Source organism: Pelomonas cellulosilytica (assembly GCF_021353265.1).
Lineage (GTDB): Bacteria > Pseudomonadota > Gammaproteobacteria > Burkholderiales > Burkholderiaceae_C > Pelomonas > Pelomonas cellulosilytica.
This window is the reverse complement of the sequence record NZ_JAJTWU010000002.1, coordinates 130,824-148,226: the sequence shown is the minus strand read 5'-3', so window position 1 is coordinate 148,226 and position 17,403 is coordinate 130,824. Positions and strand designations below refer to the sequence as shown.

Sequence of the window (17,403 nt, the reverse complement as noted above, 5' to 3'; positions counted from 1 at the left end):
TTGGGCCGAGACGGTAGCAGAAGCGGATTAAAGCTGCCCCGGGGCGTCGTGGTCGGCCTGGCTCGGGCGCAGGGCATGGGCACCGGCCTGGACGCCCTCATGGTGGCTGAGGTAGAGCGACACATCCTGCCGCTCCAGCCAGCCGACGGCGCGCAGCCGGTCCAGCACGGGCCCTTTGACTTCCGAGAACTCCAGCCGAATCCCCTCGGCGGCCAGCGCGGCGCGCAGCTCCTGCAGCGCCACCAGGCCGGACATGTCGATGTGGTTGACCGGCCCCATCAGCAGCAGCACGCGCTGCGGTTCGCCCAGCAGCACTCGGTGTTCGCGCACGCGCTCCAGCACGGCGTCCACCAGGCCGCGCGCGTTCGTGAACACCAGGCTCTCGTCGATGCGCAGGCCGACGACGTCGGGCTGACATTCCACGGCGTAGCGCTCGACATTGCGGTAATGCTGCGTGCCCGGGACGCGGCCGACGCGCGCCACGTGCGGCTGCGCCGTGCGCCGGATCAGCAGCGCGACGGAGCCGACGACGCCCATCGCCAGCGCCGCGCCGACGCTCCACAGCAGCACCGCCGCCGTGACGGCCACCATCAACAGGCCTTCGGCGCGTGCATAGCGCCAGGCCTCGACGTAGTGGCGGGCTGTGAAACCGCCCAGCACGGCGACGACGATGGTGGCCGCCAGCACCGGCTTGGGCAGGTGGGCCAGCGGCCCGGCCAGCAGCAGCAGCGCCAGCGCCATGAAGGCCGCCACGAAGACCAGCGCCCAACGCGACCGCGCGCCCGCCTCGTGCAGCAGGATGCTGCGCGAGAAGCTGCCGGCCACCGGCATGCCGCCGCTGACGCCGGCCACCATGTTGGCCGCGGCCAGGCCGCGCAGCTCGGCGGCGGGCAGCAGCTTCTCGCCCCGCCGCTGCGCCAGTGATTCCGACACCGCCAGGCTCGTGACGAAGGTCATCAGCCCGATCAGCGCGGCCGAGGGCAGCAGCTGCCGCCACAGTGCTGCGTCCCATAACGGCCAGGCCAGCGGCAGCGACAGTGCCGGCAGCGCGCCCACCTGCGCCACGCCGCCGGCCAACGGCGTGAACGCGGACACCGCCATCGCCGCGACCAGAAGTGCCAGCGGTGCCAGCCGCGCGAGCTGCCGGCCGCCGCGCCGTGAGGCCATCAGCAGCATGATGGCCACGCCGCCCCAGGCTGCGCTCACCGGCTGCCAGCCGCCGTGCAGCGCCGACTGGGCCAGCGTCGGCAACGTCGAGCCGCTCGCCGTGCTGCCCAGCAGCACCGGCAGCTGGCCCGCCGCGATCATCAGCGTCGCCCCACTCTCGAAGCCGCGCAGCGCCGGCACCGACAGCAGGCTGGACAACGCATCCAGCCGCAGCAGCGCCGCCAGCCCCAGCAGCGCGCCCACCTCGGCGGCCAGCACCAGCGCCCCGGCCTCGGGCGTCACGCCCGGCGGCAGCCCCGCCAGCGCCTGCGTGATCATCAGCGCCAGCACCGCCGCCGGGCCCAGGCCCAGCACCGGGCTGGAGCCGAACACGGCGTAGGCCAGCAGCGGCAGCAGGCTGGCGTACAGGCCGGCCTGCGGCGGCAGGCCGGCGAGCATCGCGTACGCCAGGCTCTGCGGCACCAGCAGTACGGCGACGACCGCGCCGGCCATCAGGTCGGACCGCCAGGTCGACGTCATGTCACCGCGTCGCGGCGGCGCCATGCCTAGCGGTCCACCTTGAGGCCCGACAACTGGACGACGCGCGCCCATTTCGTCGTCTCGGCCTCGATGAGGGCGGCCAGTTCCGACGCGCCGCCGCCCTGCACGAGCAGTCCGCGGGCCGTCATGCGCTCGCGCAGCATGGGATGGGCCAGCGCCGCCAGCGTGTCGCGGCGCAGCCGGGCCAGCGGGTCGGCGGCCAGGTGCGCGGGCGCGAACAGGCCCAGCCAGGCGCTGGCCTCGTAGCCCTTCAGAGCGGGACCGCCCGCCTCCTCGACCGTGGGCAGGTCAGGCAGGCTGGGACTGCGCCGCGCGCTGGTGACGGCCAGCGGCATGAGCTTGCCCGCGCGGATCAGCGGCAGCGCCGACGGCAGCGCATCGAACATCAGGTCCATGTTGCCGGCGACGACGTCCTCCTGTGCCGACACCGTGCTTCGGTACGGGAAGTGCAGCATGTAGGTCTGCGTCGCCCGCTTGAACAGCTCGCCGGCGAGATGGCTGGTGGTGCCGTTCCCACCGGAGGCGATGTTGAGCCGGCCCGGCTGGCTCGTGGCGGCGCTGACCAGATCGGCCAGCCGGCGGATGCCCTGGGCCTGCGCCAGCGCCGGGTTGACGACGACGACCAGCGGCACCGTCGCCAGCAGGCCCACCGGCGCGAAGTCCTTCACCGGGTCGTAGGGCAGGCGGCGCGACAGCAGCGGGTTCAGCACATGCGTGCCGACACCGCCCATCAGCAACGTGTGACCATCGGTGGCGCCGGCGACCTCGGCGCTGCCGATGTTGCCTCCCGCGCCGGGCTTGAGGTCCACGGCCACCAACTGCCCCAGGCTGCGCTGCAGCTCCGGCGCGAGCAGCCGCGCGGCGATTTCGGCCGGGCCGCCGCCCGGGTAGGGCACGACGATGCGCATCGTCCGGTTGGGCCAGGCGGGCGCGCCGGGCTGGGCCATCGCCGGGGCGCTGGCCAGCCAGCACAGCAGGCTGCGGCGGTCGAGCGGCTTCACGCGGCGGGCCCCTGCAGCACGTTGAGCTTCACCTGGCCGTTCAGGCAGGCAGCGTCGAGGTCCTGCAGCATGGCGGTCAGTGCGTCGGCATCCGGCGCCTGGACGGCGGCGATGCCGATGGCTCGGTTGCGGCCTTCGGCCTTTGCCTTGTAGAGCGCCATGTCGGCCCAGTTGACGGCCTGCTCCCAATGCAGGCGCAGCGCTGCACCTCCGGGGCTGGCCGAGTCGCCCAACGGGAAGCTGGCAAAACCGATGGACGCCGTGACGCGCAGCGTGCCAGCGTCCGTCGTGATGAGGGAGCCAGCGATGCCGCCGAGCACGCGCACGGCCATCTGCGCCAGGTCGTCGCCGGGCAGCTCGGGCGCATAGACGAGAAACTCCTCGCCCCCCCAGCGCACGACGAGGTCGCTGGCGCGCACCGCCGCACGGATGCGCCGACCGACCTCGACGATGACGGCATCGCCGGCGGCGTGACCGTACCGGTCGTTGACAGTCTTGAACTGGTCTATGTCGATCATTAGCAATGCGCCGCGGAAGCCGTCCGCGCCAACCGTGCGGGCGCGCTGGTCCATGACGGCCAGGAAGTGTCGCCGGTTGGAGAGGTCGGTCAGCGGGTCGCGTTCGCTCTGCGCGCGCAGCAGCCGCTGGTTGGCCGACAGCAGCGCCTGCGCCCGGCGCATGCGCAGCAGCACGACGCCGATCAGCGCCAGCGACAGCAGCAGCAGCGCGCCGACGGCTAGGCCCACGCGCTGTGCCAGCCGGCGGTTCTCCAGCTGGCGGTCCTTGATCTGGCCGTCGCGGGCCAGCAGGTCGAGGTCACGCTGGCGGGCGGCCGTGTCGTACTTGCGGCGCAGTTCCTCCAGCGCACTGGCGCGGTTGCGTTCGTTGATGCGCGCCGTCAGCTCGCGCTCGTCGCGGAAGGCAGCTAGCGCCTCCTTGTACTGCCCCGCGTCGGCCCAGGCATCACCCAGCTCGCGCAGTTCGCGGGCGCGCGACACCAGCTCCGCCGGATCCTGCGAGATGTCGGCGACACGGGCCAGCTCCTGGCGGGCGGCGTCGAACTGATGCAGCTTGATATGGGCCACGGCGAGGTTGTGGTGCAGGCCGCGCTCGTAGACGCGGTCACCGAACCGCTGCAGCACCGGCAATGCCAGGCGACCCGCGGCTTGCGCCTCGGCCAGCCGGCCCTGATGCATGTAGGCATCCACGAGATTGGAGCGCAGCAGCGCCGCGAGGTGGGGCGCGCCCGCCTGCTCAGCCTGCGCGATGCCCGCCTCCAGCGCGGCGCGCGCCCCGGCGACGTTCTGCGCGCGGCGCTCGAACGCCGCTTCGAAGTTGCGCACTCGTGCACCAGCGACCGGGTCACCCTGGGCCTCGGCCAGTGCGGCGCGGATCTCGGCACGCCCAGCGTCCGTCTGGTCCTGCGCCTGCAGCAACAGGGCGAGCTGGACGCGGCTCAACGCCGTCAGGTGGCGGTCACCCGCGGCCTGGGCCTGCGCCAGGCCGCGGCGCGCGCTGGCCTCGGCATCGACGTAGGCACCCTGGCCCGCCTGCTCGCGCTGCAGCAGCCGCAGGCCCTCCCAGGCGGCGCGGTAGTCGCAGTCGGGCCAGGCTACCGCGGCGGCGCGGCAGCGCGCCTCCAGCCCGGCCACCGCCCGTTCGGCCAGTGTGCCGGCCGGCCTGCCCGCCTGCTCCTGCAGCAAGGCGCGCAGCAGCCAGCTGCGGTCGACGCCCTCAGGCTGCCCGGCCAGCTCGACGGCCACCGCATCGGCCGCGTCCGCCTTGCCGGCGGCCAGCAGCAGCCGGCCGCGCACGAGGCGCCAGGCCGCCAGACGAGCCGGGGTGGCGTCCTGCGGCCAGCGGCGCTGCAGTTCGGCCTGGGCGGCGGCGGGGTCCTCGAACGCATCGCGCACGAGGGCGGCCAGCTCGGCGTGCTCCGCATGCTCGCCCTCGGCGGCCATGGCGAAACCCGGCGCCAGGCCGGCCACGATCAGCACGCCTGCCGGCAGCCAGGCCTTCATGGCGAGGTGGTCCGGCCACCGCCGGTGGTGGAAGGGCCGCTGAGCGCCGTCAACGCGACCAGGCCTTCGCTGCAGGCGGCTTCCAGCCGCACCGTCAGCGCGGCAGCGGCCTCGGCGTCGGCCGCGTGGATGCGCTCCACGCCATAGGCCTTGTTGCGGCCGTGGGCCTTGGCCAGGTACATGACGGTGTCGACCAGGTCGATGGCGCGCTCCCACGACAGCCGCAGGCCGTGCGGTGGCACCGGCAGGCTGACGAAGCCGATCGACGCGGTGACGGCGATGCGGCGGCCGTCGCGCTCCACCGGCCGGCCGCCGATGAGGTCTAGCAGGCGCTGGGCCAGCTGCGGCGCCGACATGCCGTCCCGCGCGCGGGCGACGATGAGGAATTCCTCGCCGCCCCAGCGCACGATGAGGTCGTCGTCGCGCACGGCCTCGCGCAGCCGCCGCGCGATGTCGGCCAGCACGGCGTCGCCGGCCGCGTGGCCGAAGCCGTCGTTGATGCGCTTGAAATGGTCGACGTCGATGAGGAAGAAGCTGGCCGCCAGACCGTCCGACCCGCTGAACTGGCGGATGGCCGACTGGAAGTGGCGGCGGTTGGCCAGGCCGGTCAGCGGGTCGGTCTCGCTCTGGCGCTGCAGCGAGGCGTTGCTGTGCACCAGCGCGGCGTTGGTGCGCCGCACGCGGCGGAAGGCCTGGTACAGCAGGCCCAGCGACACCAGCACGCAGCCACCCAGCGCCGACCACAGCATCAGCGCGAGGTTGCGCTGCTGCACCTGCTCGGCCTTGAGCGCGTTGTCGCGGTTGAGCAGCTCGATGTCGCGGGCGCGCTGCTCGGCGTCCTGGCGCTCCTGGGCCTCCAGCAGCAACTGGCGGGTCTGGTCGCGCAACACGGTGTCGGCCAGGCGGCGGTGCTCCCGCCAGGCGCCGACGGCGCCGGCCAGGTCGCCCGCGCGCTCCAGGTAGCCGGCCAGCTCCTTCCACTCGTCCGACGCATAGGCGATGGCCCCCTGCTGCTCGTCCATCACGATGGAAGCGCGGGCCTCGGCACTGCCTTCGGCCAGGCGGCCGAGCGCGATCTTGGCCAGACCGATGTTGGAACGCGCGACGATCTCGGCGTTGACGTTGCGCGTGGCCTGCGCGAGCGGCAGCGCCTGCTCGGCCAGCTCCAGCGCGCGCGCCGGATGTCCCTGGCGCAGGTGGTGATCGGCGAAGTTGGCCAGCCCCAGCGCCCGCACCGAATCGGCGCCGGCCTGGGCTGCCTGGTCCAGCGCATCGGCATAGGCCTGCAGGGTGATGCCGGCGTCGCTGTCGTCGGCGTGCACGATGCCGCGCATCGTGTGCACCTGGTTCAGCGTCATCGGGTCCGGGTCCTTCAGCGCCTCGGTCAGCGCCTGGGCGACGATCTGCCGCGCGCGCGCCGGCGTGTCGGCACGCAGCGTCGTGAAGGCCAGTCCTGAATAGGACAGCGCGACGCGCCAGGGCTGGCCGATCTGCTGGGCCAGGCGCAGCGCGTTGTGGCCTTCGGTCAGCGCGGCGTCAAGCTCTCCGGCATCGCCGCTGGTCGTGGCCAGCAACAGGTGGTAGCGCCAGCGGTGGATGCGGCCAGCCGCGGCCAGCTGCTCAGCGTCGACGGCCGCCAGGTGCTTGCGGGCCTCGCGCAGATTGCCGCGCCCCCGCTGGTACTCGCCCGTCACATAGGCGGCGGCCACGGCGGCTTCGGCGCGCTGCGCGCCGGCTGGCCAGTTGCGCAGCTGCCGCGCGAGCTCCTCGCTGAGCGGCCTGTCGCCGGCCTGCGCCGCCAGCAGACCGCGCAATGCGAGCACGTCGAGCCGGTCGGCACTGTCGCGCGGCAGTGCCTCGGCGCGGCGCCGCAGCGTCAGTTCGTACTCGGCCGGCTTGGCGCGAGCGGCGCGTTCGATGCGATCGAGTTCCGTGGCCAGGCCCGGATCGGCCTGCGTGGCAGCGGCGGGCGCTCGCGCGGCCGCGGGGTCGTCGCCCGCGGGGGCGCAGGCGGCAAGCAGCAACCCCGCCAGCCCTGCGCAGGACATCGATCGGAGTGCCTGGAGTCGGTGCATCTCGGGCGGATGGGCGGGAGTTCGTGATCCCGGACGGCTCATTTCATCGCGTTTCGGGCCGCTGGCCGCGAGCCGCGGGTGCCGGAGCGTCCAGATTGCACGCTGCGCCTCTCAGGCCGGCGCCCCAACGTAGCCGCGCGGCACCGCACCGAGCAGCCGGCGCGTGTAGTCCTGCCGCGGCGCGGCGATGAGCTCGGCGGTGGGCGCCTGCTCGACGACCTCACCGTTCTGCATGACCAGCACCTCGTCGGAGATGAACTTGACGACAGCCAGGTCATGGCTGATGAAGATGTAGCTCAGGCCGAACTCGTCCTGCAGATCCTTCAGCAGGTTCAGCACCTGGGCCTGCACCGACACGTCCAGCGCCGAGACAGCCTCGTCCAGCACCAGCACCTCGGGCTGCAGCGTCAGGCAGCGCGCGATGGCGATGCGCTGGCGCTGGCCGCCGGAGAACTCGTGCGGGTACTTGTGCATGGCCGCTGTGTCCAGGCCCACCTTGCGCAGCAGCTCCACGGCGCGCGCTTCCCGCTCGGCCGTGTTCGCGCCGATGCCGTGGATTTCCATCGGCTCGCGCAACGTCTGGCCGATCGTGAAGCGGGGGTTCAGCGACGCGTAGGGGTTCTGGAACACGACCTGGATGCGGCGGCGCATCGGTAGCCAGTCGGCCCGGCTCATCGCGAGCAGGTCCTGGCCGTCGAACAGCACGCGGCCGGACATCGTGCCGCCCGTGGCCTCGTGCAGCCGCAGCAGCGCCAGGCCCATCGTCGTCTTGCCGGAGCCGGATTCGCCGACGACGCCCAGCGTGTAACCCTTGCGAAGCTGGAAGCTCACGCCCTTGACGGCCGGGAACTCGCGCCGGCCGAACAGGCCGCTCTTGAGCCAGAAGCTCTTCTTGAGGTCCGACACCTCCAGCACCACCGGCGCGTTCGGGTCCTTGGGCGCGGAAGCGGTGCCCGCCGCGGCCTGGGTGGCCGTCTTGCCCGCGATGTGGTCGTCGATGACCATCAGCCGCGCCGGGCTCCCGGTCAGCGACGGCCGGCAGGCCAGCAGCGCGCGGGTGTAGGCGTCCTGCGGGTCGCTGAAGATCTGCGCGACCGGCGCCCGCTCGCGCACCTCGCCGTGCCGCATGACGACGACCTGGTCGGCGATTTCGCCGACGACGCCCAGGTCGTGCGAGATGAACAGCAGGCTCATCTGGTGCGAGGCCTTCAGCCTTGCCAGCAGCTCCATGACCTGGCGCTGGATCGTCACGTCCAGCGCCGTCGTGGGCTCGTCGGCGATGAGCAGCTTGGGCGAACAGGCCAGCGCCAGCGCGATCATGACGCGCTGCTGCTGGCCGCCCGACATCTCGTGCGGATAGGCCGACAGGCGCCGCTTCGGCTCGGGGATGCCCACCTCGGCCAGCAGCTCCTCGGCCCGCACGAGGGCCTGGCGGCGCGTCATGCCGAGATGCTTGATCAACGGCTCGCAGAGCTGCTCGGCCACCGTGAAGACGGGGTTCAGCGAGCTCATCGGGTCCTGGAAGACGCAGGCAATGTCCTTGCCGCGCAGCGCGCGCAGCTCGGCGGGTGCGGCCTGCAGCAGATCCCGGCCCTGGAAGCGGATGGCCCCCGTGCGCTCGGCATTGCTGGGCAGCAGATTGAGGATGGACATGGCCGTCACGCTCTTGCCCGAGCCCGACTCGCCGACAAGGGCGACCGTGCTGTTTTCGGGCACGTCGAAGCTCACGCCCTTGACGGCGAGATGGCGCTGCATCTCGCCGGCCTGCCGGCCCATGCGGAAGGCGACGCGAAGGTCCTGGATGCTGAGGAGCGTCGTCATTCCAGGCCCCTCAGCTTGGGATCGAGCGCATCTCTGAGCGCATCGGTGAACAGCGCGAACGCGGTGACGAAGACGGCCATGAAGGCCGTGACGGCGGCCAGCTGCCACCAATAGCCGAGGATGAGCTCGTTCTGCGCCTCGCTGAGCATCGTGCCCCAGCTGACCTGGTCCACGCCGACGCCCAGGCCCAGGTAGCTCAGGATGACCTCGCTCTTGATGAAGCTGACGACGTGCAGCGACAGCTGGACGAGCGCCACGTGGGACACGTTGGGCAGGATGTGCCGGAAGATGCGCGCCCCCTGCGACGCGCCGATGGCCTCGGCGGAGCGAACGTACTCGCGCACGCGGTGCTTGATGAACTCGGCGCGGATCAGCCGGTAGATGCCGGTCCAGCCGGTGAAGGCGAGAATGAGCGCCACCATCAACACCTGGCGGCTGGAGCGGCCGATGGCGGCGTCCAGCGCGCCGAGGTCCATGTGCTGCGCGACGGCGGCGAAGGCGAACAGCAGCACGATGTAGGGGATGGCGGTGAAGACGTTGTAGACCCACTCCAGCAGGTCGCCCACCTTGCCGCCAAAGAAGCCCGACAGCGCGCCGAGCACGGTCCCGATCAGCGTCGTGACGACGGCGCCGAGCAGGCCGACGACGATGGACACCTCGGCGCCCTTGATGACCTTGGCCAGCACGTCGCGGCCCAGCCGGTCGCCGCCAAGCGGCAGCGTCTGGGCCTTGGGCGCCTCCTCGGTCTTGAAGGCCTTGGCGCGCTCGGCCCATTCGGCATAGCGGGGCGCGAGGGGGTCGATGTCAGACAGGTCGACGTTGGGTCCGTGGGGCACGGCGATGGGGCCGGTGTCTTCCTGCGGCTGCGGGCCGACGAAGGTGGGCGGCGCGTTGGGCACACCGATCTCGCGCTGCCAGCCGCTGGCGATCAGGTCGGTGGCGGCGAGCAGCACCAGCGCGAGGAAGGCGATGACGACAGCCATGGCGACGAGGCCGACGCGGTCGGTCCTGAGGCGGCGCCAGGCGGCGTACCAGACGCCGTGGCTTTGCGTCGGCGAGGCGGCCGGCACTGCCGGCGCATTGGGGGTGATCGCGGCGCTCATGGCTGCTTCGGAAAATATGTCGTTGTGGACCGGCCCTTGCCGGGAATTGCCGCCAGGCCAGAGCAACGGAGAACCAGCCCGCCCATCACTTCAGCACCACCCGCGGGTCGACCAGCTTGTACAGGACATCCACGACCAGGTTGACCACCATCGTCAACGCCGCCAGATAGATCGCGAACGCCTGGATAACCGGGTAGTCCCCCCGGTTCACCGCCAGCAGCAGCTCGCGCCCGAGGCCGGGGATCGAGAAGAACACCTCGATCAGGAAGGACCCCACCAACACCCCCGGCAACAGCACCGCCACATTGGTCAGGATGGGAATCAGCGCATTCCGGAGCACATGCTTCAGCAACACCGTCCGCTCGCTCAGGCCCTTGGCCCGCGCGGTGCGCACGTAGTCGTGACCCAGCTCGTCCAGGAAGAAGCTGCGGTACAGCCGGATCTGCGGCGCCAGCGACACCGCCACGGCGATCATCACCGGCAGCGGCGCATAGGTCGTCAGGTTGGTCCAGTGGCTGGCCGTCCAGCCCTGCACCGGGAACCAGCCGAGCCGGAAGGCGAAGACGTACTGCGCCAGGATCACGTAGACCAGCAGCGAGATCGACACCGCGACCGTCGTGCACACCATGACCGCGCGGTCGGTCAGGCTGCCGCGCACCGTCGCCACGCCCAGCGCGAACGGGATGGCCAGCAGCACCTCCAGCACCAGGATGGGCAGCGTAATCGTCAGCGTGGCCGGCAGCCGCGTGGCGAACAGGTTGGCCACCGGCTCCTGCGTCGCCCAGCTCTTGCCCCAGTCGAAGGTGACGATCTGCTTCAGGAAGATCAGCAGCTGCTCCCAGACCGGCTTGTCGAGGCCCAACTGCTCGCGGATCGAGGCGATCTGCTCGGGGCTGGCGTTCATGCCGCCGAGGATGACGGCCGGGTCGCTGCCGAAGTACTTGAACAGGAAGAACACCAGCAGCACGACGCCCAGCAGGGTCGGGATCATCTGCCACAGGCGACGGACGAGGTAGGCCGCCATCGGGGCTCCTATAAACCACGAACCCCGCGTCGGCGCGGGGTCACACAGGGGAAACGGGCCGAAGTCTATGCGAGCAACGCGTTCGCTCGCAGGCCAGGTTTACTAGACTGCGCCACTTCCGCTCCAGCCCAGCGCGCCGCGATGAAGCTCCTGTCCCTGTTGTCCACCCTGCTCCTGGCCTGCACCCTGAATGCCGCGCATGCGGCCGACAAGGAGCTGCGCTACGCCTTCAAGGTGGCGGAGACGGGCTTCGACCCCGCGCAGGTCAGCGACCTGTACTCGCGCATTGTCGTAGCAGGCATCTTCGACGCGCCGCTGGAGTACGACTTCGGCGCCCGCCCCTTCAAGCTGCGCCCGGCCACGCTCGAGGCGCTGCCCGAGGTCAGCGCCGACTTCAAGACGATCACGCTGCGCGTCAAGCCCGGCATCTTCTTCAATGACGACCCGGCATTCAAGGGCAGGAAGCGCGAGCTGACCGCGGCCGACTACGTCTACAGCATCAAGCGCCACTACGACCCGCGCTGGAAGAGCAACAACCTCTACCTGCTGGAGAACGCGAAGATCCTGGGCCTGTCCGAGCTGCGCCAGGCCACGTTGAAAGCCAAGACGCCGTTCGACTACGACCGCGAGGTGGAAGGCCTGCGGGCGCTGGACCGCTACACCTTGCAGATCAAGCTCGGCGTGGCCGACCCGCGCTTCATCCATCAGCTGGCCGACGCCGGCTACCTCGGTGCCGTGGCGCGCGAGGTCGTCGAGTTCTATGGCGATGCCGTCATGGAACACCCGGTCGGCACCAATGCCTGGCGCCTGGCCGAGTGGCGGCGCAGCTCGCGCATCGTGCTGGAGAAGAACCCGAACTTCCGCGACGTGCGCTACGCCGAGGTGGCGCCGCCTGAAGCCAGCGACACGCTCAAGGCCGAGGTCGCCGCGCTGCAGGGCCGCAAGCTGCCGCTGGTCGACCGCGTCGTCATCGACATCATCGAGGAGGCCCAGCCGCGCTGGCTGTCCTTCCTGCGCGGCGAGGCGGACCTCATCGAGGAGGTGCCCGCCGACTTCACCGGCCTCGCCATGCCCAACGGCAAGCTCGCGCCCAACCTCGCCAAGCGCGGCATCACGATGACGCGCTACGCGCGATCGGACGTGGCGCTCAGCTACTTCAACATGGAGGACCCGGTCGTCGGCGGCTACACGCCGGAGAAGGTAGCGCTGCGCCGCGCCATCAACCTCGCCGTGGACCTGGACAAGGAGATCCGCCTCGTGCGCCGCGGCCAGGCCGTGGCCAGCCAGGGGCCGATCCCGACCGTCAACTACGGCTATGTCCCGGGCTTCAAGAGCGAGATGAGCGAGTTCGACCCGGCCAAGGCGCGCGCGCTGCTGGACCTCTTCGGCTATGTGGACCGCGACGGCGACGGCTGGCGCGACCTGCCCGACGGACAGCCGCTTCAGATCGAGTACGCCACGACGCCCGACGCGCAGAACCGTCAGCTCGCCGAGCAGTGGCAGAAGAACATGGACGCCATCGGCATCCGCATCCGCTTCAAGATTGCGAAGTGGCCCGAACAGCTGAAGGCGGCCAACGCCGGCAAGCTGCAGATGTGGGGCGTCGGCTGGCTCAGCACGACGCCCGACGGCGACACCTTCCTGGCGCTGGGCTCCGGCAAGGCCAAGGGCCAGGCCAACAAGTCGCGCTTCGACCTGCCCGCCTTCGAGGCGCTGTACGAGAAGCAGAAGGCGCTGCCCGACGGCCCTGAGCGCCTGGCGCTGATGACGGAGGCCCAGCGCCTGCTGGTGGCGTATGCGCCGTACAAATTCCACGTGCACCGCATCTGGACCGACATGGCCCAGCCCTGGGTGCGCGGCTACAGCCGTAACCTGTTCGTGCGCGACTTCTGGAAGTACATCGACATCGACACCACAGCGCTCGCCCAGACCCAACGATGAAACTGCTCCTCGCCGCGCTCGCGGCCTGCGTGGCGCTCGCCACCGCGCCGCCGGCCCCGGCCGCCACACCCGTGAAGACGCTGCGCTACGCCTTCCGCGTGGCCGAGACCGGCTTCGATCCCACCGGCATCTCCGACATCTACTCGCGCACGCTCACGGCCCACATCTTCGAGTCGCCGTACACCTTCGACCCGCTGGCCCGCCCGGCCCGGGTCGTACCACTGGTGGCGGTGGGCGAGCCTGAGATCAGCGCCGATTTCAGGACCTTCCGGATCAAGCTGCGTCCCGGCATCTACTTCGCCGACGACCCGGCTTTCAAGGGCCGCAAGCGCGAACTGACGGCCGACGACTTCGTCTACAGCATCAAGCGCTTCGCCGACCCTGCCACCAACGCGCAGGCCTGGGTGGTGTACGAGGAAGCCGGCATCGTGGGCCTCACCGAGCTGCGCGAGCAGGTGATCAAGAGCAGGAAGCCCTTCCCCTACGACGCCGAGATCGAGGGCCTGAAGGCGCTGGACCGCTACACGCTGCAAGTGCGCACGCACGACCCGCGGCCGCGGCTCATTGAATCGATCTTCGCGGGCAACGACCTCTACGGCGCGGTGGCGCACGAGGTGGTCGAGTTCTATGGCGATCGCCTCATGGAGCACCCGGTGGGCACCGGTCCCTTTGTGCTGAAGGCCTGGCGGCGCAGCTCCCAGATGGTGTTCGAGCGCAACCCGACCTACCGCGAGCGCCACTACGAGGCACAGCCCGCGCCCGGCGATGCCCAGGCCCAGGCGATCTATGCGAAGTTCAAGGGCCGGCGCCTGCCGATGGTGGACCGGGTCGTCGTCGACGTCATCACGGAGGACCAGCCGCGCTGGCTGTCCTTCCTGAACAACGAGCACGACTTCATCGAGCGTGTGCCCGAGGCCTTCATCACGCAGGCCACGCCGGGCGGCAAGCTCGCACCCAACCTTGCCAGGCGCGGCATGCAAGCCGTCTTCACGGTCGCGCCGGACATGACGCTGACCTGCTTCAACCTCGACGACCCGGTCATCGGCGGCGTCACGCCCGACAAGGTCGCGCTGCGTCGCGCGCTGTCGCTGGCCTACGACGTGAGCAAGGAGATTCGCCTCGCGCGGCGCGGCCAGGCCGTCCCGGCACAGTCGCCGATCGTGCCCGCGACCAGTGGCTACGACCCCGCGTTCAAGAGCGAGATGAGCGACTACGACCCGGCCCGCGCCCGCGCGCTGCTGGACCTGTACGGCTACGTCGACCGCGACGGCGACGGCTGGCGCGACCTGCCCGATGGCCGCCCGCTCGTGCTGACGCGCAACACGCAGCCCGACTCGCTGAGCCGCTCCCTGGACGAGTTGTGGGAGCAGGCGCTGCGGGCCATCGGCATCAGGCTGCAGATCAAGATCCAGCAATGGCCCGAGAACCTGAAGGCGGCGCAGGCGGGCAACTTCCAGATGTGGCCCGTGGGCTCCACCGCGGCGTCGCCCGACGGGCAGGAGGCGCTGCAGCGCTACTACGGCCCGGCCTCCGGCACGCAGAACCTCCCCCGCTTCAGGAACGCCCGCCTCGACGCGCTGTACGAACGCATGCAGGCCCTGCCGGACGGCCCGGAGCGCGACGCGCTGTTCCAGGAGGCCAAGCGCATCACCGTGGCCTTCATGCCCTACAAGGTGCATGTCCACCGCATCCTCACCGACCTGGAGCAGCCGTGGATGAGCGGCTACTACCGGCCGCTGTTCTGGCTGGACTTCTGGCAGTTCGTCGATGTGGACCCGGCCAGGCAGCCCGTCCGCTGATTTCCGCGGGCGCATCCTGCCGAATCGACGGCCTGTCGCAACGCACTGGCCGGCACGCGCCCTGCCCCGATAGGCTTCGCCCCATCAACACCGCAAGGAGCACGACATGAACGACGCCGACGAACTCGCCAAGCTGGCCGACCTGCACGCACGCGGCGTGCTGAGCGACGAGGAGTTCGCCAAGGCCAAGGCCCGCCTGCTGGGCGGCCAAGCCACACCGGGCTACGGCTCGCAGCAGGCCAGCCCCAACCTCGGCGCGGTCAACGGCCTGCGCCGCGCCCGCGTGGACCGCTGGATCGGCGGCGTCTGCGGCGGCATCGCCCGCGCCACGGGGCTGGACTCCTGGATCTGGCGCCTGATCTTCGTGCTGCTGTTCCTCGCCTTCGGCGGCGGCGTACTGGTGTACATCCTGCTCTGGATCTTCGTCCCGGAAGAGTGAGCATTCCTGGCGCAGCGCGGCGGAAAACCGGGAGCTGCGTCTACGAAGATCGCGGGCGGGCTGGCTAACATCGTTGCGCCCCGCCCGACACCCGCCCCGCATGCCCGCCGCCCCCTCCCCGCGCTCCCGACGCCGCGCCGCCAAGCCCGACGCCGCCGCGCACCACGAGCTGCGGGCGCCGAGCGCCTGGCTGCTGATGCTCGAAGGCCGCGCGCCGTGGGAGTACGCCGCGCTGCTCGCCGCGCTGCCATGGATGAAGAAGCTGCCCCAGGGCGACGGCCATCCGGTATTCGTCTTCCCCGGCCTCGGCGCCAACGACGTCACGACGGCGCCGCTGCGCACGCTGCTCGATTCGCTCGGCTACGCGACGCAAGCCTGGGGCCAGGGCTTCAACTTCGGCCCGCGTGCCGGCGTGCTGGAGCGCATCAAGCACGACCTGCAGGCGCTGCACCGCCGCCACCACCGCAAGGTCAGCCTCATCGGCTGGAGCCTGGGCGGCCTCTACGCCCGCGAGCTGGCCAAGGAATGCCCCGAGCTGACACGTTGCGTCGTCACGCTGGGCACCCCGTTCACCGGCCACCCACGCGCGACGAACGCCTGGCGCTTCTTCGAGCTGCTCAGCGGCAAGGCGGCGCACGACCCGGCGCTGCTGGAGCAGATTCGCCAGCCGCCACCGGTGCCCACGACGTCCATCTACTCCAGGAGCGATGGCGTCGTGGCCTGGCGCTGCAGCGTCAACGAGCCGTCGCCGCTGGCGGAGAACATCGAGGTGCCGGCCAGCCACATCGGCCTGGGCGTGAACCCGATCGCCCTCTACGCGCTGGCTGACCGCCTGGCCCAGCCGGAAGGGCAGTGGGCGCATTTCGAGCCCAAGGGCGCGCGTCGCTGGTTCTACAAGACCACGCCAAGCGCGTAACGATGCCGACTTGGGCACGCCGGATGGCCGGCCGGCCCTGCGGAATGGTGCAGCATTCGCGGCCTGCTTCCGCGAGTTGTCGATCCCTTATGCCTTGGACCTTTGCCCACCCGGCAGCCGTTCTGCCGCTGCGGCCCCTGTGCCCGCGCTGGCTGTCCTGGCCTGGCCTCATCCTCGGGGCGATGGCGCCCGACCTGAGCCACTACATCGGCATGCACGGCCCGCTGCGCGCGTACCTGCACACGCCCGAAGGCGTCTTGACCGTCTGCCTGCCCGTTTGCCTGCTGCTGCTGGCGCTGCTGCTGCGCTTCTCGAAGCCCCTGACCGTGCTGCTGCGCGACCCACACCGCACACTTGTGCGTCAGGCGCTGCAGCCACCGCCGCAGGCCGCCGGACGGGCCTGGGCCGTCACCGTACTGTCCATCCTGATCGGTGCCGCGACGCACCTGGCCTGGGACGCGTTCACACACACAGGACCACTCACCGATGAGCTGCTGCCCTGGCTGGACGACCCGCTGATCACCGCGCCGGGCCACCGGCCGCTGCTGGTCGCCCAGGTGCTCCAGCACCTCAGCACGGTGCTCGGCGCGGCCGTCCTGCTGCTCGCCTACCGCAACGCGCGGCACCGGCTGGACCCGACGCCGCCACCACCGCTGGACCGGCAGCGCAGACGCCTCCTGTGGGCCTGCTTCGGCGTGGCGGTGGTCGTCGGCGCGCTGTCGTCCTGGGCCCTCACGCCCGCCGCGATGCCGGCCTACCGCTCTCACCTGCTCGTGCGCAGCGTCACCTGGAGCACCAGTTGTGGCGCGACGCTGTACGTCATCGCCAGCCTGCTGTGGTGGCGGCAGCGCGGCGATGCGTGAACCGGCCCACTCCAGCCGGGTCGCGCATCTCGCGGTAAGGTAGCGCCCTCAACCCGGACCTGACCATGCAACACCACACCCTCGCCGCCGACGACAAAGACAAGGCCGCCAAGAAGGACGCCCCCGAGAAGCAGGAAGACCAGCTGCTCTTCAAGGGCCGCTACGTGATGATCTTCGGCGAGATCGACGACAAGCTCGCCCACGCCACGTGCCGCCGCCTGCTGGCCCTGAGCCAGGAATCCGACGCGCCGATCACACTGCTGCTGTCCAGCCCGGGCGGCCATGTGGAAAGCGGCGACGCCATCCACGACATGATCCGCTTCGTGCGCGCGCCGGTCACCATCGTCGGCACCGGCTGGGTGGCCAGCGCCGGCACGCACATTTATCTCGCCGTGCCGAAGGAGCGCCGCGTCGCGCTGCCCAACACGCGCTTCATGATCCACCAGCCCGCCGGCGGCGCCGGCGGCCAGGCCAGCGACATCGCCATCCAGGCCAAGGAAATCATCCGCGCCCGCGAGCGCATCGCCGGCGTCATCGCCCGCGAGACCGGTCAGCCGCTGGACCGCGTGCGCGTGGACATCGAGCGCGACTTCTGGATGAGTACCGACGAGGCCATCGCCTACGGCCTGGCGTCGCGCGTCGTCGAACGGCAGTCCGACCTGGCCTGAGCGGTTGGGCGGGGCGCGCTGGCGC

13 protein-coding genes are annotated in these 17,403 nt (G+C 71.0%); 6 read left to right on the top strand and 7 right to left on the bottom strand.

Features of this window, described 5'->3' with window-relative positions:
• Positions 1 to 27: 27 nt before the first annotated feature.
• The 7 genes from LXT13_RS04615 to LXT13_RS04585 all read right to left on the bottom strand — a co-directional run bounded on the left by LXT13_RS04615 (position 28) and on the right by LXT13_RS04585 (position 10,752).
• Entirely contained in the window at positions 28 to 1,686 is a 1,659-nt protein-coding gene (locus tag LXT13_RS04615) for a SulP family inorganic anion transporter (RefSeq protein ID WP_233370445.1), read from the bottom strand.
• Between the two features lie 26 nt (positions 1,687 to 1,712).
• A complete protein-coding gene (locus LXT13_RS04610) occupies positions 1,713 to 2,708 on the bottom strand; it encodes a Bug family tripartite tricarboxylate transporter substrate binding protein (RefSeq protein ID WP_233370444.1) in 996 nt (331 codons plus the stop codon).
• A complete protein-coding gene (locus LXT13_RS04605) occupies positions 2,705 to 4,729 on the bottom strand; it encodes a GGDEF domain-containing protein (RefSeq protein WP_233370443.1) in 2,025 nt (674 codons plus the stop codon). The genes LXT13_RS04610 and LXT13_RS04605 overlap by 4 nt, the downstream gene beginning before the upstream one ends.
• Positions 4,726 to 6,804 carry a GGDEF domain-containing protein gene (locus LXT13_RS04600; protein ID WP_233370442.1) on the bottom strand — a complete coding sequence of 693 codons (2,079 nt, stop codon included), beginning with the start codon at positions 6,802 to 6,804 and terminating at the stop codon, positions 4,726 to 4,728. Before LXT13_RS04600 ends, LXT13_RS04605 begins: the two co-directional genes overlap by 4 nt.
• A gap of 111 nt (positions 6,805 to 6,915) precedes the next feature.
• Positions 6,916 to 8,625 (bottom strand): ABC transporter ATP-binding protein, encoded by a 1,710-nt coding sequence (locus tag LXT13_RS04595; protein ID WP_233370441.1) that lies wholly within the window; start codon positions 8,623 to 8,625, stop codon positions 6,916 to 6,918.
• Complete coding sequence (locus LXT13_RS04590) at positions 8,622 to 9,728, bottom strand: ABC transporter permease (protein WP_233370440.1); 1,107 nt, start codon at positions 9,726 to 9,728, stop codon at positions 8,622 to 8,624. The genes LXT13_RS04595 and LXT13_RS04590 overlap by 4 nt, the downstream gene beginning before the upstream one ends.
• An 85-nt stretch (positions 9,729 to 9,813) precedes the next feature.
• Positions 9,814 to 10,752 (bottom strand): ABC transporter permease, encoded by a 939-nt coding sequence (locus tag LXT13_RS04585; protein WP_233370439.1) that lies wholly within the window; start codon positions 10,750 to 10,752, stop codon positions 9,814 to 9,816.
• 141 nt (positions 10,753 to 10,893) lie between these two features.
• Between LXT13_RS04585 and LXT13_RS04580 the strand changes: the two genes are divergently transcribed.
• The 6 genes from LXT13_RS04580 to LXT13_RS04555 all read left to right on the top strand — a co-directional run bounded on the left by LXT13_RS04580 (position 10,894) and on the right by LXT13_RS04555 (position 17,378).
• Positions 10,894 to 12,693 (top strand): ABC transporter substrate-binding protein, encoded by a 1,800-nt coding sequence (locus LXT13_RS04580; protein WP_233370438.1) that lies wholly within the window; start codon positions 10,894 to 10,896, stop codon positions 12,691 to 12,693.
• Positions 12,690 to 14,492, top strand: coding sequence for an ABC transporter substrate-binding protein (locus LXT13_RS04575; RefSeq protein ID WP_233370437.1), 1,803 nt, complete (start codon positions 12,690 to 12,692; stop codon positions 14,490 to 14,492). The genes LXT13_RS04580 and LXT13_RS04575 overlap by 4 nt, the downstream gene beginning before the upstream one ends.
• A 106-nt stretch (positions 14,493 to 14,598) precedes the next feature.
• Positions 14,599 to 14,931, top strand: coding sequence for a PspC domain-containing protein (locus LXT13_RS04570; protein WP_233370436.1), 333 nt, complete (start codon positions 14,599 to 14,601; stop codon positions 14,929 to 14,931).
• 100 nt (positions 14,932 to 15,031) lie between these two features.
• The gene (locus LXT13_RS04565) at positions 15,032 to 15,847 is read left to right on the top strand and encodes an esterase/lipase family protein (RefSeq protein ID WP_233370435.1); all 816 of its coding nucleotides are present in this window, start codon (positions 15,032 to 15,034) and stop codon (positions 15,845 to 15,847) included.
• Positions 15,848 to 15,936: 89 nt separating this feature from the next.
• Positions 15,937 to 16,710 carry a DUF4184 family protein gene (locus tag LXT13_RS04560; RefSeq protein WP_233370434.1) on the top strand — a complete coding sequence of 258 codons (774 nt, stop codon included), beginning with the start codon at positions 15,937 to 15,939 and terminating at the stop codon, positions 16,708 to 16,710.
• Positions 16,711 to 16,775: 65 nt separating this feature from the next.
• On the top strand, positions 16,776 to 17,378 hold the full coding sequence (locus LXT13_RS04555; protein ID WP_233370433.1) for an ATP-dependent Clp protease proteolytic subunit: 603 nt from the start codon (positions 16,776 to 16,778) through the stop codon (positions 17,376 to 17,378).
• The last annotated feature ends 25 nt before the right edge of the window (positions 17,379 to 17,403 follow it).

Coding starts and splice junctions, on each gene's coding strand:
- LXT13_RS04565 (WP_233370435.1), top strand. CDS start 15,032: ATGCCCGCCGCCCCCTCCCCGCGCTCCCGACGCCGCGCCGCCAAGCCC.
- LXT13_RS04560 (WP_233370434.1), top strand. CDS start 15,937: ATGCCTTGGACCTTTGCCCACCCGGCAGCCGTTCTGCCGCTGCGGCCC.
- LXT13_RS04600 (WP_233370442.1), bottom strand. CDS start 6,804: ATGCACCGACTCCAGGCACTCCGATCGATGTCCTGCGCAGGGCTGGCG.
- LXT13_RS04555 (WP_233370433.1), top strand. CDS start 16,776: ATGCAACACCACACCCTCGCCGCCGACGACAAAGACAAGGCCGCCAAG.
- LXT13_RS04615 (WP_233370445.1), bottom strand. CDS start 1,686: ATGACGTCGACCTGGCGGTCCGACCTGATGGCCGGCGCGGTCGTCGCC.
- LXT13_RS04575 (WP_233370437.1), top strand. CDS start 12,690: ATGAAACTGCTCCTCGCCGCGCTCGCGGCCTGCGTGGCGCTCGCCACC.
- LXT13_RS04605 (WP_233370443.1), bottom strand. CDS start 4,729: ATGAAGGCCTGGCTGCCGGCAGGCGTGCTGATCGTGGCCGGCCTGGCG.
- LXT13_RS04595 (WP_233370441.1), bottom strand. CDS start 8,625: ATGACGACGCTCCTCAGCATCCAGGACCTTCGCGTCGCCTTCCGCATG.
- LXT13_RS04580 (WP_233370438.1), top strand. CDS start 10,894: ATGAAGCTCCTGTCCCTGTTGTCCACCCTGCTCCTGGCCTGCACCCTG.
- LXT13_RS04570 (WP_233370436.1), top strand. CDS start 14,599: ATGAACGACGCCGACGAACTCGCCAAGCTGGCCGACCTGCACGCACGC.
- LXT13_RS04590 (WP_233370440.1), bottom strand. CDS start 9,728: ATGAGCGCCGCGATCACCCCCAATGCGCCGGCAGTGCCGGCCGCCTCG.
- LXT13_RS04585 (WP_233370439.1), bottom strand. CDS start 10,752: ATGGCGGCCTACCTCGTCCGTCGCCTGTGGCAGATGATCCCGACCCTG.